The organism is Diplocloster hominis (genome assembly GCF_032380655.1).
GTDB classification, from domain to species: Bacteria; Bacillota; Clostridia; order Lachnospirales; family Lachnospiraceae; genus Diplocloster; species Diplocloster hominis.
The window spans coordinates 1-15169 of record NZ_JAWDIY010000062.1; the positions used below are offsets into that span (position 1 = coordinate 1).

Here is a 15169-nt window from a genome sequence, read left to right on the forward strand (position 1 = left end):
AGCGTTCATCCTGAGCCAGGATCAAACTCTCATGTTTAAGTGTTTGATTCCGTCAAGATAACTACTAGCTATCTTTCCGTCATACTGTTTTAAGGTTGCTTCCCATCTTCCGCTCTCGTTTGCAAAATTCCTTTTGCATCCGGTCGCTTCTATATAGGAAAGCGTTCGTTTCTGAAATTCTTTTTTAGAATTTTCAGGGTTGTTTCACTGTTTAGTTATCAATGTTCATGGGCGTTGCTTGTCTTATTTTGTCAGACGCAACTTTGATAGAATATCACATCTTCCAATTACTGTCAACCGTTTTTTTGTACTTATTTCTGTACATTGTTTTTTCGCGGTTGGAACTATATTATAGCATCGACGAAATTCTCTGTCAACACCAATTTTCCGCAAAAAAATAATCTTCTGAAAAAACGGAACGGAGAAAGAGGGATTTGAACCCTCGCGCCGCGCAAACGACCTACACCCTTAGCAGGGGCGCCTCTTCAGCCACTTGAGTATTTCTCCTGAATTCGGTATTTTTCATATGATATTGTATGCATCACGTCGGTGACGCAGAAATTATTATACTAATTATAACCAGCTTTGTCAATGGCTTTTTCTATTTTTTCTCTTACAATTTCAGCAATTTCTGTTGTTTTTAGATTTTTATAATCATCATAGTATAACGGAGGCAAAAAATAGACAGGAACCGTCACTTTTTTTATGGAATTCGTATCAAAGGGCAGATAGGAATTCATTATAGCTACCGGAACGATGGGACATTGTGCCCGGACGGCGCTTTTAAAACTGCCGCCTTTAAAAGGGAGCAGATGATTGCCGTCTCTGGAGCGGGTCCCCTCAGCAAAGATCAGGTAATTGCGCCCTTCCTTCACTTCCTGGGCCACCTGCAGGATCACTCTCATGGATTGTTTGAGGTCATCCCTGTCCATAGGGATTGCTTCCATAACCCGGAAGATCTGTTTCAGGAACGGGACTTTTACCAGCTCTTTCTTCATCACAACGGAAAAGGGCCTGGGACAGCATTCCAGGAAAGAGAGCACATCGTACATTCCCTGATGATTCGGATATAGAATAAATCCGTTTTTTTCCGGAAGGTTTTCCAATCCGTGAGGCTCGATCTTTACTCTCCCGCCTTTGTTGGCATGGATGGTTACTTTTTTTAACAGCGCAAATCTCTGTTCTTCCGAATACCGTTCCAAATGGCTCCCATACCAGCACACCTGTATAAACCAGTAAGGGGCAAATAACAGATTCCGAAGAACCATCAGCATTATTCTTTTCATCTTATCTTTTCACCTTTGTTTTTTTCGCTATGAGCTCTTAGTGCCCTTCATTTGGACACTTACACGCGATTTAGTCTTTTTTCCATCATCTCCGGTGCCATGCTGTAGGCCAGCGCCTGCTTACGGTCGATTAGTCCTTTTGCGTACAGCGAAAGCAGACTGGCATCCATGGTAATCATGCCTTCCTGCGCTGAAGTGGCGATCACGGAATCGATCTGATGTGTCTTGGATTCCCGGATCAGATTCCGGACTGCGGTATTGCACACCATAATCTCTACCGCCGGAACCACTCCGCCATCTACCGTAGGAACCAGCTGCTGGGATACAACTGCTTCCAGAACCATAGCCAGCTGGACCCGGATCTGATGCTGCTGGCTGGGCGGAAACTCATCAATGATTCGATCGATGGTATTCACCGCCCCCATGGTATGCAGTGTTGAGATAATCAGATGTCCCGTCTCCGCCGCGGTCATGGCGATACTCATAGTCTCAAAGTCCCGCATTTCCCCTAATAGGATTACGTCCGGCGACTGCCTCAGCGCAGCCCTTAAGGCTACCGTATAACTTTTGGTATCCGTAGCGATCTCCCGCTGGCTGATGATACTGTTATCGTGTCGGTGCAGATATTCAATGGGGTCTTCCAGTGTAATGACATGTCTGTTGGCCTGATGATTAATCCTGTCGATCATACAGGCCAGTGTGGTGGACTTTCCGCTGCCCGCTGGCCCGGTAACGAGAATCAGACCTTTCTTTTTCATTCCCAGTTCCACTACCATATCCGGGATTCCCAAGATCTCCGGATCAGGCAGATCAAAAGCTACCACACGGATCACCGCTGCCAGCGAACCGCGCTGCTGATACACGCTGACCCGGAAACGGGCGACACCCGGAATGGAAAAGGAAAAATCGTCATCCCCCGTCTCCTCCATAAGCTTGGGACTGCGTCCACTGATCTGGTAAATCTCCATCAAGATCCGGTTGGTATCATCAGGTTTTAATTTATCCATATCGGTACGTTCAATACAACCGTTTAATTTGATAGACACAGGAAGGCCGGCAATGATAAAAATATCTGAGGCATTTTTCCGTGCTGCCGCTTCCAATATCTGATGAACATCCATAACTATTCTCCCTCCTAATTTGCCTTCCGTCACTCTCTTTTCAGTACATTTAATGTTTCATCGGCCTGCTCCGGTTCTGTCACACGTATTTCCCATCTTTGTTTGGACCAGCGTCCCTGGGGCCGGTCCTGATTATCCCCGTTCCAGGCGATTTCCACATACAGGTCCTGGATTTCATTCACTTTTATCACGTAACTTACGAGATGATTCCGCCCCTCATTTGAGATCTCACATCCCTCCTGAACGGCCGCCTCCAGTAAATCTTCTATAGTTTTCTCTCTAAGCAGTATTCCTAATTTTTCTTCTGCTTCTGACTCCGCCTGATAGTATTCCTGAACCGCCTGCGCATTTTTTTCCGAGAGCTTTTGATCCGCTCTGGCAGACGTAAAAGATAGTATTGAAAATACAGTCATACATAATACAACAAACACCGCCAGTATGGAAACCGCCCCAAGACCTATTCCTCCGGCACCTCTTTTACGAAGCATGGCAACCTCCTGTTCTAAGCATCGGTAACTTTTTGGATTTTCAAACTGTATATTTCATCCTGCCCATGGTTTATAAGAATAGAGGCTGTTATCAGATTTTGTTCCTTCTCTAATCGGATTTCCATTCGATAAACACCATCGGTCTGCTCTTTTGCATGATTCCATTCCGTATCATAAAACACGACGACATTCTGACCATCCATGCTGCCGTTCAGTTCTTCGACTAACCGTCCGGCATCTCCATCCACCGCTTTGAAAGTTTCCGCTGCCTCCTGGGCCTTTAATACGGCACCCGTAAGTCTGCTGCTTTGCGCGCTGGCCATTTTCGCATTGACGAAGATTCGCACGCACACCGTGGCCGCCAGTGAAAAAAACAGGATTATAATAATAAATTCCAATAAAAACATCTTTGTTTTCGACGCTTTTCTTCTCATTCTTTTGTTCAACCTTTCCACGTCTCCACCGGACCGCACTGGACATACACCAGACTTTCAGACCATTTTCCATCCTCGTCGGCGGCAGCGATCCGGATACTCTGATCCGCAGTTTCCAGTTGGAAGTCTGAGACTTCCATCAGCTCCTGACCGTCCCCGGGATTCACCGTTGTTCCTGCTGCCACCATGATTTCTTTTAAATGGTTTCCGTCCCGGTATATCCAGGTTTCATAGACCTCATTATTATAATTCTGCGTAAGAATCAGCGCCGGCTCTCCTTCCAGGTTCCCGACAAACACCTGGCCCTTGCTGTCATGCTGGCGAATTTTTTCTGTCACATAGGAAATCGAACTTCTGCTGCTGTAGTTGTGATCCATATCTTTGGTTATCCCCTGATAGACATCGGCCCCCATCAGCACGACCAGAAGTGCACTGGCTGTAAATATACAGAACAGGGACAGTATGAAAATAATATCCACAATATGCGTATTTCTTTTCAAAGCATCATTCCCCCTGTTCCAGTTCAAAAACTTTGATTTCCGGCATCAGGTTCGATCCAAATCTCTCATAATGATACAAAAAATGGCCGGTATCCAGAATAATCCCATAATGGCTCTCCAGATAGGACAGATCAGGAGGATAACGCCCTTCGATAGCATAACACTGAATCGCCGCTCTCTCCACTGCTTTTTGGGCAATCTCCAGCTGCTGTTCTTTTGCGGAGGAGGAGACATCACTGAATCCGTACAGGATACATGCCAAAAAGACCAGAAATATGATCCCGGTAATCATAGTGTTTATGGAAAACGGCAGTTTCTTTTTTTTACCGTACAGGCTTTTGTTAATCAATCTCTTCACTCCTATCCGATGGCGGACATAATCCCGATCAGCGGCAGCATGACGGATAATAAAATCATACCTACTACCAGAGAAAGGAGAATAACCAGCGTAGGTTCAATGATGGAAATCAGGCGCTCGATCCTTCTCTCCAAATCTTCTTCGTATTCTCCCGCAATCCGCTGCATTACATCATCGGTCATACCGGTGGAAGCTCCGACGGTAATCATTTTCCCATATAGACCGGAAAATACCTGATGCTGTACCACGGCTTCAGAGAACATTTTCCCCTGGGATACTTCTTCTTTCAACAAGCCGATTTTATTTTTCATGGATTCGGAACCTGTGAGGTTTTCCGTCATTTCCAGCGCCTTTTCCATTTCGATACCACTTTCCATCATCAGGGCCATCGCGGAGGAAAAACGCCAGACCGACATCGCGGAGGAAATTTTAGGAAAGCATTTTTCAAATACAAGGGATAAAAATTTCTGACCTTTCGGTACAGCCCGAAGGATAAAAAACAGCAGAACAAGCAGAACCACAACCGCCGCGATCCACACGGAATAACGGCTGATGATCGTTCCCAGATGCATGGCACCCCTGGCAAAACCGGACATCTCGCCGCCCAGTTCACGGAATACACTCTCGAAAATAGGAAGTACTTTGATAACCACTACCAGGATGACCGCCAACATCATGACTATCATCATCATCGGATAAGTAACCGCGCTGCGGATCGTGTCGGAAACCTCTTCATTCCTCTCATAATAAGAACTGAGGGAATCCAGCACCTCTTCCATCCGTCCGCTGGCCTCTCCCACCGCCATCATATGTACGAGATAGTCCGGAAAATGCCCCGTCTCCTCAAGGGCGGCTGACAGGGATTTACCGTCCTCCAGGGATTCCCTCAACTGTAACAGCAGGCTTTTCTTTCCCTCTTCCTCATCCTCACAGAGGATGGTTATCCCTTCCGGTATCGAGATTCCCGCTTTCAGAAGAAGGGACAACTGTGCGCAAAAAGCTGCTGTTTCCCGATTGGAAAGCAATTTCTTTTTTTGTTTTCCCATGACGCTCTCCTTTATCATTTTTTTCGATTCATGACGTCAATAGTAGTATAAGGCCCGATAATTTCCGCTGTTCTCCACGGTCTTTTCCGCTTTTCTATTGGTCGCCGCTAATGTGGGGTCCATGCGGACCCATTCTTTTCCATCAAAACGGATAATGTCGTGGATCCAGCCCACTCCATCAATATATACACTGATCCATGCGTGATACACGGTACCGGAATATCCCACCACCAACTGTGTGGGAATCCGCTGGGTTCTGAGCATGCAGGTCATAACAGCCGCATAATCAAAACAGATTCCCTTTTTTTCATCCAGTACCTGATCGATCACCGGCAGGTAGCCGCTGGCCACATTTTCAGCCTTATCATAATCATAGTCGATATTTCCAACCACATAATCATAGATCCTGGCTAATGCATCCAGATCGTCCGATGCTTCCTTTACCAATTCCTCTCCCAGGGCAACCGCCTGGGTATCCTGATCGTATTTCACATATTGGTTGGGATACAGAAAAGGCAGAAATTCATTTTCCAGGGACACTTCACTCTTTCCTTCGAACGCGGTGGCGTACTCATCCCCGGACACATTTTCAAAAACGGAAAACTTATAGCTTCCGTCTCCCTGGGTAAGGGGAAATACTGCATCTTCCGTTGAATTGAGGCGGTACGTGTAGGGGTCATCACTCTCATATTGCACCTGAAAACGCACTTTTTCATTACTCCCCTTATAAGACACCACGATATATCCTTTGGAAATATTTGAAATATCGATGGTCGCTTTTTCGTTTCCTATCGTTTTGGTACCGGGGGCCTCAGGCTTTAATACTACAGGAGTCGAGTCCCTCGCCGTGGCTGCATCAGGTGTTTTCGCGGTCCCGGAAGAATCCGTGCCTTTTGAGGAAGCCTTTGTGCCGGAATCCTGTTCGGAATCCTGCTCATATTTTGGCGTGGCCGCGGCGGCATTTTGCTGACTGCAGCCGGTACTTAAGACAGATGCGAAAAGCAGACAACCAATCCATATTCGTTTTAATATCAAACCGGGTCTCGCTCTCATTTTTTTGATTTTCCACAATCCCTTTCCGAAAATTCAACGTTATCCACAATTTGATTTAAGTATATACATTTTTACGTGCAATGTAAACAGATTACTGTTCCTGCCTTCCGGTTTCTTCATACAGGTCTCTCCCCGTACTGTCAATCACCACAATTACTGGAAAATCTTTTACCTGTAATTTCCGGATGGCTTCCGTTCCCAGATCTTCATAAGCCACTATTTCGGAATGCAGTATACACTTTGACAGCAGAGCGCCCGCCCCTCCAACAGCCGCAAAATATACAGCCTTGTTCCGGATGATCGCGTCTGTGACCTCCCGGGTTCTCTTTCCTTTACCGATCATTCCCTTTAAACCCAGATCCAGAAGGGAAGGGGTATAGCGGTCCATTCTCCCGGCAGTGGTGGGACCCGCAGATCCGATCGGCCTTCCATCCCGGGCCGGAGAAGGTCCCATATAATAGATTATCTGGTTTTTAAGGGGAACCGGCAGCTTCTCCCCTTTTTCCAGTGCTTCCTGCATTCTTTTATGGGCAGCATCCCGGGCCGTATAGATGGTTCCGGTTATGTATACATAATCCCCGGCTTTTAAAGAAGCCGCCTCTTCAGACGCCAGCGGCGATTGTATTTGTCTGTTCATCTCTTCGCTCAACCTTTCCTCTGTTTCTTATGACAATGTCCGTACAATATGCCGGTTAACATGGCAGCAGATGTTCACCGCTACCGGCAGACCTGCGATATGTGTGGCATAGGTTTCAATATTGACGGCCAGGGCTGTGGTCGTTCCTCCCAATCCTCCGGGCCCGATTCCCAACGTATTTATTTCGGCCAACAGTCCTTCTTCCAATTCCCTTACATAGGGAATGGACGAATGACTGCCCACCTCTCTGGTCAGAGCTTTTTTCGATAACAGCGCGCATTTTTCAAACGTTCCTCCGATGCCCACGCCAACCACCATGGGAGGGCAGGCATTGGGACCGGCATCTTTGACGGACTGGAGTATGGAGCGCCTGACTCCTTCTATTCCATCGGCGGGCTTGAGCATGTAAACTCTGCTCATATTCTCGCTGCCGAATCCTTTGGGAGCCAATGTGATCTTTACACGGCTGCCGGGTACGATGCTGTAATGGATCACCGCGGGAGTATTGTCCTTCGTATTTTCCCGGAGAATCGGATCACCAACCACGGATTTCCTGAGAAATCCTTCCGCATATCCCTGCCTCACGCCTTCATTGACGGCATCTTCCACATTTCCGCCTTCAAAATGCACATCCTGGCCGACATCCATGAAGATAACGGCCATGCCGGTATCCTGACAGATGGGGATCATCTCCTCTCCCGCAATTACCAGGTTCTCCTCCAGCTGGTTGAGAATCTGTTTTCCAAGAGGGGATTTTTCTGTCTCAGCGGCATGTTTCATGGCGGCGGCCATGTCCTCTGACAGGTAATGGTTTACTTCTATACACATTTCTTTTATTGTCCGGGTTAATGTTTCCACTTGAATGGGATTGATCATGGGTGGGTCCTCCGTTGTTTTTTGATTCTTTGTTTTGGGGTCCGGGGAAGAAAGGGGGTGCCAGTCCGAAGGATGTCCGGGAGATGGCGGGTTCACGCTGTGTCCCTCGGGAAAAGAATCTCAGGGTAAAAAAGCAACCTCATGAACAGCTTTAGGTTCTCCCACCGCTATTCGGTCATGCTTTTTTACCCTTCGAATTTTAGTATATTTTATATTTTATAATAAGACCAAAATTGAGGCAGGTCAAGTCCAGAAGCAGATGTGATGTTATTTTCATCTACATCTTCTCTGCCTTCCTATACGTACCTCCAGTTCATTTAGCAGGAGCTCCAGATCAGTGACCGGAGGCATGCAGTTATTTCCAGAACACAGGTAAAACAGTGTTTCTCCATTGGGGATTGGATAATCTCTGGTGTAGGGCGCGATTTTCCCAAGTTCATTCGCGTCTGCTTCGCTTTTTACTATAATGGTCAGGTTCGGTACTTTTTCTGACAGACAGCTGAGCTGTTCCAGCAGTTTTTTTTGTTTGGTTCCATCGCAACCGTTGGGAAGTGTACATATCAGTTCTTTTGTCGGATACAGGATATCCATCATGGCCAAAAGTGCGTAACTGTGGCCGGAAGGATATCGGTCCATGGCACCGGCTAAGTAATATATTTGTTTTTCCAGCACTTCCTGCCACTTGATGTCACCGGTAATCTGTGACAATGTCTGCAGAACCCGTGCCGCTACAGAATTTCCGGACGGCATCGCTCCGTCATAATTTTCTTTGTTCCTCACCAGGAGCTGTTCTGCGTCTTTTGCATACAGATAGAAACCTCCTCGTTCCCAATCGAAGAACTGCTGAAGCATAGTGTCTGCCAGGAGGGTGGCACGGCTTAGGTAACTGGTACGGAAGGTTCCTTTATAAAGTTCAAGTAACGCCAGAATATAACAGGCATAGTCATCTAATTTCCCTTCACCCGCAGCATCACCATCCCGGTAGCGTACCTGCAGGCGTCCATCTTTTAGAAGGTTTTTTTGGATAAATGATTCCGCCCGGATTGCCATGTCTACATATCTCTTCTCTTTTAGGATTGCTCCTGCTTTCACACATGCGCAAATCATCCATCCATTCCAGGAAACCAGGATCTTATCATCCTTGTGAAGCCGTGTCCGCCTGATGCGGTAGTCATATAGTTTGTTGATATCTTCTTTTGTTATGTCACCGCTGCAAGTACTATTCCTTTCCTTACATTCAAATTGTTGGTCTGTAATTCTTTCAAAATCATTATTATCCAGTAAATTGGGTATACTCCATCCTTCAAAATTTCCGCGGACGGTAATTCCATATCTTCTGCAAAAGGTTTCCCCTGCATCTTTTCCAAGGATATTCCGGATTTCATCCGGGGTGAACACATAATATTTTCCTTCTACTCCATCGCTGTCCGCATCCTGCCCGCAGTAGAATCCACCTTGCGGGTCAGTAAGTTCTGTCTCCACATAGGAAAGAACCTTTATGGCCACCTCCGCATATAATTTCCGGCCGGTTAATCCGAAGGCCTGCATATAGGCCATCACAAGCAGCGCATTGTCATAGAGCATTTTCTCAAAATGCGGTACCAGCCAACGTTCATCTGTAGAGTATCTGGAAAATCCTCCGCCAATGTGGTCGAAGATCCCGCCGCGGTACATCTGTATAAGAGTTGTTTCCGCCATGGACACGGCCAGCGGATTTTTTTCCCTGATTCCATACTCCATCAGGAACATCAGGTTATGGGGAGCAGGGAATTTGGGCGCTCCTCCAAAACCACCATTCTTTTGATCAAAATTGTCTGCAAACAGGCGGAAGGCCTGATGAACTGCTGACATGGAAGGTTCTGCTGCTGCGGTCATCTGCTCCTGATCCCTCAGATACGTTTCGATCTGTCCTGCATGTTCCAGGAGTTTTTCTCTGTTTTCCTTCCATTGCTTCGCAGCCGCATGAAGCAGTTCTTCCAGTCCTGCTCTGCCATACCGTGCTTTGGGGGGTAAATATGTGCCTGAGAAAAACGGCTTGCAGCCGGGCGTCATGATAATCGTAAGCGGCCATCCGCCCTGCCCGTTCATAATCTGGCAGACAGACATGTATACAGAATCCACATCCGGCCGTTCTTCCCTGTCCACTTTTACACAGACATACTCCCTGTTCAGCAGCTCGGCAATCGTTTCGTTTTCGAATGATTCCTGTTCCATTACATGACACCAATGACAAGTACATCATGGCGGACATGTCAGCTGTACCCAATAGATAGAAAAACAGGCTTATCCTCTTGCCTTGCTTTTTCAAATGCTTCCTCACCCCAGGGATACCACTGCACCGGATTGTAGGCATGCTGCAGAAGATAGGGCGACTTTTCATTGATTAACCTATTGGGTATATTTTTATGATTGTCCACAGGACCACCTCCTTTCGTATTAACATATCATTTCACCTATAGAACGATATGTTGTCGTATATAATGAGGCAACATCCGGGGACAGGCCCTTTTCTCTGCGCAGTTACCTGAAAATTCCGCTTTACTGCCGAAAAGTGCCAGTCCCCTCTCATTTGGCTTTTCTTTCATGGATAGTTTCTCATTCTGTATTTAAAATTATACTCTCATAAGACCCAGTTTGTTTATGATGTGTGTCTGAATATTCAATACTACTGGAAGTGTTCTATCACATATAATTTTTGTTGGGTTGGAACATATAGAATTGCTATTTTATCCCACTCGTTTTTTGTATACATCATCCATTGAAGCTCCTGATCCAATGGCGGAAAATTTTCCGCAGAAATTTCCAGGTTTTTAAGTATTGTCTGTACATACTCCTGAATCTGCAGATTATTTCCTGTATGAAGGCTTGCTGTAAATTCCGTGGTTTGCTGATCCTGGTTACACTTAAAAATATGATATCTGTCATTATCACCGTGAAAACCGGCCGCGCTTTCCTTTTCATATATTTCTTTACAGGTATCCGGTATCCCGATCCCCCAGTTTACTGCTATCACCCTTTGATAATCCTCACGGTTAATCCATACCAGAAGAATGACCACAATAAAGAAGATAAGAACTGCTGCTATGATAGCCGGAATGATTAATTTGGTTCTCCTTTTCGACTTCAATTAGAATTCTCTCCTCTTTTAATTTAGATATGATTTTAATAACTGTTTGTCTGCTTCATGTTTTTCCATATAATGCACTGCGGCTGCGTAGGCTTTGGCCTCTGAGACATTATATTTTCTCCAGGAGCTTTTGTATTTTTCTTCTAAATGATAGAAATAGTTATAGAACTCCATCTTACGGGTCTGACCGGCGTCAAAGCTGTAAGCATCTGAATAATCCCGGCTGGCGCCCTCTATTTGATCCGGGTCCAGTTCTGCTATAGCGGGAGCCGCATCGTCTGACAGACTGTTCATCAGATAGCGGATATCATCCATATGCAAAACTTCCATATGAGCCAGGTTGTAGTCCGTGATCACAACGTCCGGCCTGGCAAAGGAGAAGCCCAGATAGCCGATGGTTAACACGATCATACAGTAAAAAAACAGCCGGAACTTACTCCGGTATACACAGATCAGGGCACCGGCCATAAAGAAAGCCAATATGATCAAAAACCACAGTACCAGTATCCTTAAGTAGGTCAGATGATAAACTGCAACGTAGAGAACCATCCGGTAAATCGAAGAAGCGATCAGAATGTAATTACAGACGGATATAATGGTCAATAAAATCTTCAGCGCCTTGTGATCCCGGAAGAACGTGTTGCAGATGATCACCATCGCAAAGTTCAAAATACTGACAAATAGCAGCTCGAAAAATCCTCTTCTGGCATATTCCGCATAGGTAAAGTCCCCTGGCAGGCCTGTGGCCCCCTGCGCAAATAAATATACTATCTGGATTCCGCAAAAAAGAAGGTAAACCGCACATAATATGGACGTGAACGTAATCGCAATGATCGGTTCCTGATTTCTGCATGTGGGCTGTTCCTCTTTTAATTGATAATTGACCAGACCAGCCACAGCAGCATAGATCAGTATCATGCCCAGAAAGATCATACAGATAATGAATACAATATTCATATCAATCCGGATATAACTCAACACCTTGGAAACCATATCATAAAAGATCTGATCCGCGCTAACTAACATCAGAACAACAATCAGAAACAGCGGAATGGCGATCAGAATTCCCAACAATACGTATTTTAGTTTTTTGTTCTCCTGTCCTGATTTCTTTTTAAAAAATCGTCCGGTCTGGGAGAACGGAAGCGCCACACTCTCCATGATATCCCAGAAAAAGGTTGAAATATTTAGGATAAATCTTCCGAATCCCCATTTTCTCTCCTCATACATCTGATGCAGCAGACTGACCGCAAGTAATAGCAGGATACCCACCATATTAAAAAAATGAAGAAATGTGTCATCGGTCAGTATAGACGAAATGCCCAGCAGCAGCGCTGCCACCACATATATCACGGTATCTTTTTTTATCTTTCGTTCCAGCTGCCTAAATGCCAGGATAAAATATACGATCGTTCCGGCCACCCAGAACGGCAGTGTGATCCCGTGCAGATTCCGATACAGACAGAAGGTAAAAAAGAATCCATAAATGATACTGGCAGCCATAAAGTATCCATACCGTGATTCTAATTTTTCTTTCATACGATTCTCCAATCCGCCGCAGTTTCGCGGCTCCTTTTTAATCCTTTTCTTTCTTAATTTTCCTTATCCTTCACATATTCCAGTATATCTCCAGGCTGGCAGTCCAGCGCCTCGCATATCGCTTCCAGCGTGGTAAAACGCATCGCCTTTGCCTTATTATTTTTGAGAATACTTAAATTAGCCATGGTAATATCCACTTTATCGGCTAATTCTGTCAAACCGATCTTTCTCTTTGCCATCATAACATCCAGGTTCACTACGATTCCCATAAAGCACCTCCTAAATGGTCAGGTCGTTTTCTTCTTTGTAAGAAACGGCCTGAGCGAAAACCTGGGATAGAACAATGCTGAACAAACCGGCAATAAAAAATACCAGTATAATGATCAGGGTTGCAGGAGTTATGACGAAAACCAGCCGGACCAGGGTAATCCCGCAGATAATGAAGCTGAGTATCCCCATTTTCATCAGGCTTTTTACATTCTCTTGAACAAAGCAGTTCTCCTGTATAACAGTCCAGAAGATCCTTCTGAGTTCACCGATAATCCATACCGCTACGATCCCGGAACAGAAAAACAAAATACACATCTGTATATAATAATCCCGAAAAGTCGGATACCAGCGGCCTATTATTTTAAATGATACCGGAAGAGTAAAACAGATCAGATATCCGCTATAAAACATAAAATCAAGCAGATACTTAACAAACATCACCAATTTCTTTGAAATCATATATAATCCTCCTCTGATAGAAAATGCATCTTCCTTTATCTGGAATATATCATAGTTTATTCTGAAAATCAATATTTATTTATCGAAAAACAATAAATTTTTATTAAATATCAATTTGTTTATTGATTTTCAGATACAACCGACCTATAATAGAAATCGACCTGTAACAAAAGACACAACATAAGGCAACATACTCAAATATAAGGAAACAGTCAGAATAAAATAATTTAAAAACTAAACTAAATGGAGATGAATAGTATGAGAGATATTGGTTTGATACTGGAAGGCGGCGGTATGCGGGGTGTCTATACTGCCGGAGTCTTAGATTTCTTTTTAGATCAGGATCTGGAATTCAAGAACTGTTATGGAGTTTCAGCGGGTTCCTGTCACGCCTGCAGTTATCTGTCCAGGCAAAGAGGCCGCGCGTTCGCGATCAGCGTAGACTATCTGGATGACCCCAGATACTGCAGCCTGAAAAGTTTAATTCAAACAGGGGACATGTTTGGCTCCGATATGTGTTATCATCTGATACCGGATGAATTAAATCCATATGATTATGACACCGTAGATCAATACGACGGAACCTTCTACGCCGTAGTCACCAACGTAACTACCGGAAAAGCAGAATATATACCGATCAAAGATTCACGGAAAGACATCATAGCGATCCAGGCTTCCAGTTCTCTCCCTCTCTTATCCCGGAATGTAAAAATCGGTGAAAATGAATATCTGGATGGCGGTATCGCCGATTCCATCCCCATCCGTAAATCCATCCGGGATGGACACAAAAAAAATGTACTAATCCTTACCAGAGACCCCTCCTACAGAAAAAGCCCCAATAAACTGCTGCCCATACTGGACCGCAAATACAAAGACTACCCGAACCTGGTAAAACAGATGGCCCGCCGCCATATCCATTATAACAAAACCCTGGATTTTATCGCTAAAGAAAAAGAAGCCGGCCGAGCCTTCGTCATCCAGCCCAAGGAACCGGTTAAAATCGGCAGAATCGAAAAAGACAAAGAAAAGTTAAAAGCCCTCTATGAGACTGGATATTCAGATGCCGCCAACTGTTATGAAGAACTAAAAACATTCCTAAATCTTTCATAGCCGGTATAATTTTCATAACCCACCCAAAACTCTCCACGCCTAACCAATCGAGTAGGAGGGAGTGATTAACTCCCGTCCTCTCACACCACCGTGCGTACCGTTCGGTACACGGCGGTTTCAACAGTTGACGTGCACCGACTGATAGGCGGCGGCTAAATCATAAAAGCCGCTGCTTATCAGTCTTTCTTTTGTCATCGCCAGATTCACCGCTACCGTTTGCGTCGTAAACCAATAACCTCTCCGGCTGTTTCCTGCCTGCCATGCCAAGTCTTCCGGCACTCCCATTTTCCGCAGGTTCTTCACCTTTGTTCTCGGTTTCTTCCATTGTTTCCATATACACATTCGGATTCTATGGTATAGCCACTTATTGAGTTCATCTATTCGATTCTTCATCTCCGCAATCCCATAATAATTCAGCCATCCCCGCATATACACTTTTATCTTTGCTAATGCAGGGCGTATGCTCTGAACAGACCTTCGGGAACTAAGTTCTTTCAGCTTTGACTTCATTTTCTTCCATGGCTTTCCATGAACCCGGACATATATGCCCTTTCCGTTCTTTCCCAATGTAAAGCCAAGAAACTTAAAATTTCGGATTGCAAACACGCTCACTACACGGCTTTTCTCTTGGTTCACTCTCAGTTTCAGCGTCCCTTCCAGATACCTCGTGCTTGATTCCAGAAGTCTCTTTGCGGCTCTGTCGCTCCTCGCCAGCAGCACGATATCATCTGCGTATCGTACGAAGGCAACTCCCCGTCTCTCATACTCCTGGTCGAACTCATTTAGATAGATATTTGCCAGCAATGGGGAAATATTTCCTCCCTGTGGCGAACCTTCCTCTGTTTCCGTGACTACTCCGTTTTCC

The 15169-nt window shown here is 45.2% G+C and carries 18 protein-coding genes and 1 tRNA gene; 1 reads left to right on the forward strand and 18 read right to left on the reverse strand.

What is annotated here, in order from left to right; translation table 11 throughout:
* Positions 1-419: 419 nt before the first annotated feature.
* From ABC831_RS25635 to ABC831_RS25715, 17 genes are all read right to left on the reverse strand, one after another.
* Positions 420-507: transfer RNA gene (locus ABC831_RS25635), tRNA-Ser, on the reverse strand.
* A 62-nt stretch (positions 508-569) separates the two neighbouring features.
* Positions 570-1286, reverse strand: coding sequence for a lysophospholipid acyltransferase family protein (locus tag ABC831_RS25640; protein ID WP_343250920.1), 717 nt, complete (start codon positions 1284-1286; stop codon positions 570-572).
* A 59-nt stretch (positions 1287-1345) separates the two neighbouring features.
* A complete protein-coding gene (locus tag ABC831_RS25645; protein ID WP_343250921.1) occupies positions 1346-2407 on the reverse strand; it encodes a type IV pilus twitching motility protein PilT in 1062 nt (353 codons plus the stop codon).
* Between the two features lie 29 nt (positions 2408-2436).
* The gene (locus ABC831_RS25650; RefSeq protein WP_343250922.1) at positions 2437-2895 is read right to left on the reverse strand and encodes a hypothetical protein; all 459 of its coding nucleotides are present in this window, start codon (positions 2893-2895) and stop codon (positions 2437-2439) included.
* Between the two features lie 14 nt (positions 2896-2909).
* Complete coding sequence (locus tag ABC831_RS25655; RefSeq protein WP_343250923.1) at positions 2910-3329, reverse strand: hypothetical protein; 420 nt, start codon at positions 3327-3329, stop codon at positions 2910-2912.
* 8 nt (positions 3330-3337) lie between these two features.
* On the reverse strand, positions 3338-3829 hold the full coding sequence (locus tag ABC831_RS25660) for a DUF4860 domain-containing protein (protein ID WP_343250924.1): 492 nt from the start codon (positions 3827-3829) through the stop codon (positions 3338-3340).
* A 4-nt stretch (positions 3830-3833) separates the two neighbouring features.
* Positions 3834-4178 (reverse strand): hypothetical protein, encoded by a 345-nt coding sequence (locus ABC831_RS25665; RefSeq protein ID WP_343250925.1) that lies wholly within the window; start codon positions 4176-4178, stop codon positions 3834-3836.
* Between the two features lie 11 nt (positions 4179-4189).
* On the reverse strand, positions 4190-5233 hold the full coding sequence (locus ABC831_RS25670) for a type II secretion system F family protein (protein ID WP_343250926.1): 1044 nt from the start codon (positions 5231-5233) through the stop codon (positions 4190-4192).
* Positions 5234-5269: 36 nt separating this feature from the next.
* Positions 5270-6286, reverse strand: a complete 1017-nt coding sequence (locus ABC831_RS25675; protein ID WP_343250927.1) for a transglutaminase-like domain-containing protein — start codon at positions 6284-6286, stop codon at positions 5270-5272.
* A 91-nt stretch (positions 6287-6377) separates the two neighbouring features.
* Positions 6378-6923 carry a Fe-S-containing hydro-lyase gene (locus ABC831_RS25680; protein WP_343250928.1) on the reverse strand — a complete coding sequence of 182 codons (546 nt, stop codon included), beginning with the start codon at positions 6921-6923 and terminating at the stop codon, positions 6378-6380.
* 27 nt (positions 6924-6950) lie between these two features.
* Positions 6951-7799, reverse strand: a complete 849-nt coding sequence (locus ABC831_RS25685; protein ID WP_343250929.1) for a fumarate hydratase — start codon at positions 7797-7799, stop codon at positions 6951-6953.
* A gap of 273 nt (positions 7800-8072) precedes the next feature.
* On the reverse strand, positions 8073-10013 hold the full coding sequence (locus ABC831_RS25690; protein WP_343250930.1) for a thioredoxin domain-containing protein: 1941 nt from the start codon (positions 10011-10013) through the stop codon (positions 8073-8075).
* A gap of 38 nt (positions 10014-10051) precedes the next feature.
* Positions 10052-10216, reverse strand: coding sequence for a DUF255 domain-containing protein (locus ABC831_RS25695; protein WP_343250931.1), 165 nt, complete (start codon positions 10214-10216; stop codon positions 10052-10054).
* 248 nt (positions 10217-10464) lie between these two features.
* Positions 10465-10926 carry a hypothetical protein gene (locus ABC831_RS25700; protein WP_343250932.1) on the reverse strand — a complete coding sequence of 154 codons (462 nt, stop codon included), beginning with the start codon at positions 10924-10926 and terminating at the stop codon, positions 10465-10467.
* Between the two features lie 18 nt (positions 10927-10944).
* Positions 10945-12465: a DUF4153 domain-containing protein gene (locus ABC831_RS25705; protein WP_343250933.1), complete on the reverse strand. Its 1521-nt coding sequence runs from the start codon at positions 12463-12465 to the stop codon at positions 10945-10947.
* A 53-nt stretch (positions 12466-12518) separates the two neighbouring features.
* Positions 12519-12734, reverse strand: a complete 216-nt coding sequence (locus ABC831_RS25710) for a helix-turn-helix domain-containing protein (RefSeq protein ID WP_343250934.1) — start codon at positions 12732-12734, stop codon at positions 12519-12521.
* A gap of 10 nt (positions 12735-12744) precedes the next feature.
* On the reverse strand, positions 12745-13194 hold the full coding sequence (locus tag ABC831_RS25715) for a DUF2975 domain-containing protein (RefSeq protein ID WP_343250935.1): 450 nt from the start codon (positions 13192-13194) through the stop codon (positions 12745-12747).
* 258 nt (positions 13195-13452) lie between these two features.
* Here ABC831_RS25715 and ABC831_RS25720 point away from each other — a divergent pair, with 258 nt between their 5' ends.
* Entirely contained in the window at positions 13453-14304 is an 852-nt protein-coding gene (locus ABC831_RS25720; RefSeq protein ID WP_343250936.1) for a patatin-like phospholipase family protein, read from the forward strand.
* Positions 14305-14421: 117 nt separating this feature from the next.
* Here ABC831_RS25720 and ABC831_RS25725 read toward each other — a convergent pair.
* A partial coding sequence (locus tag ABC831_RS25725) for a reverse transcriptase domain-containing protein (RefSeq protein ID WP_343250937.1) occupies positions 14422-15169 on the reverse strand: 748 nt, incomplete at its 5' end.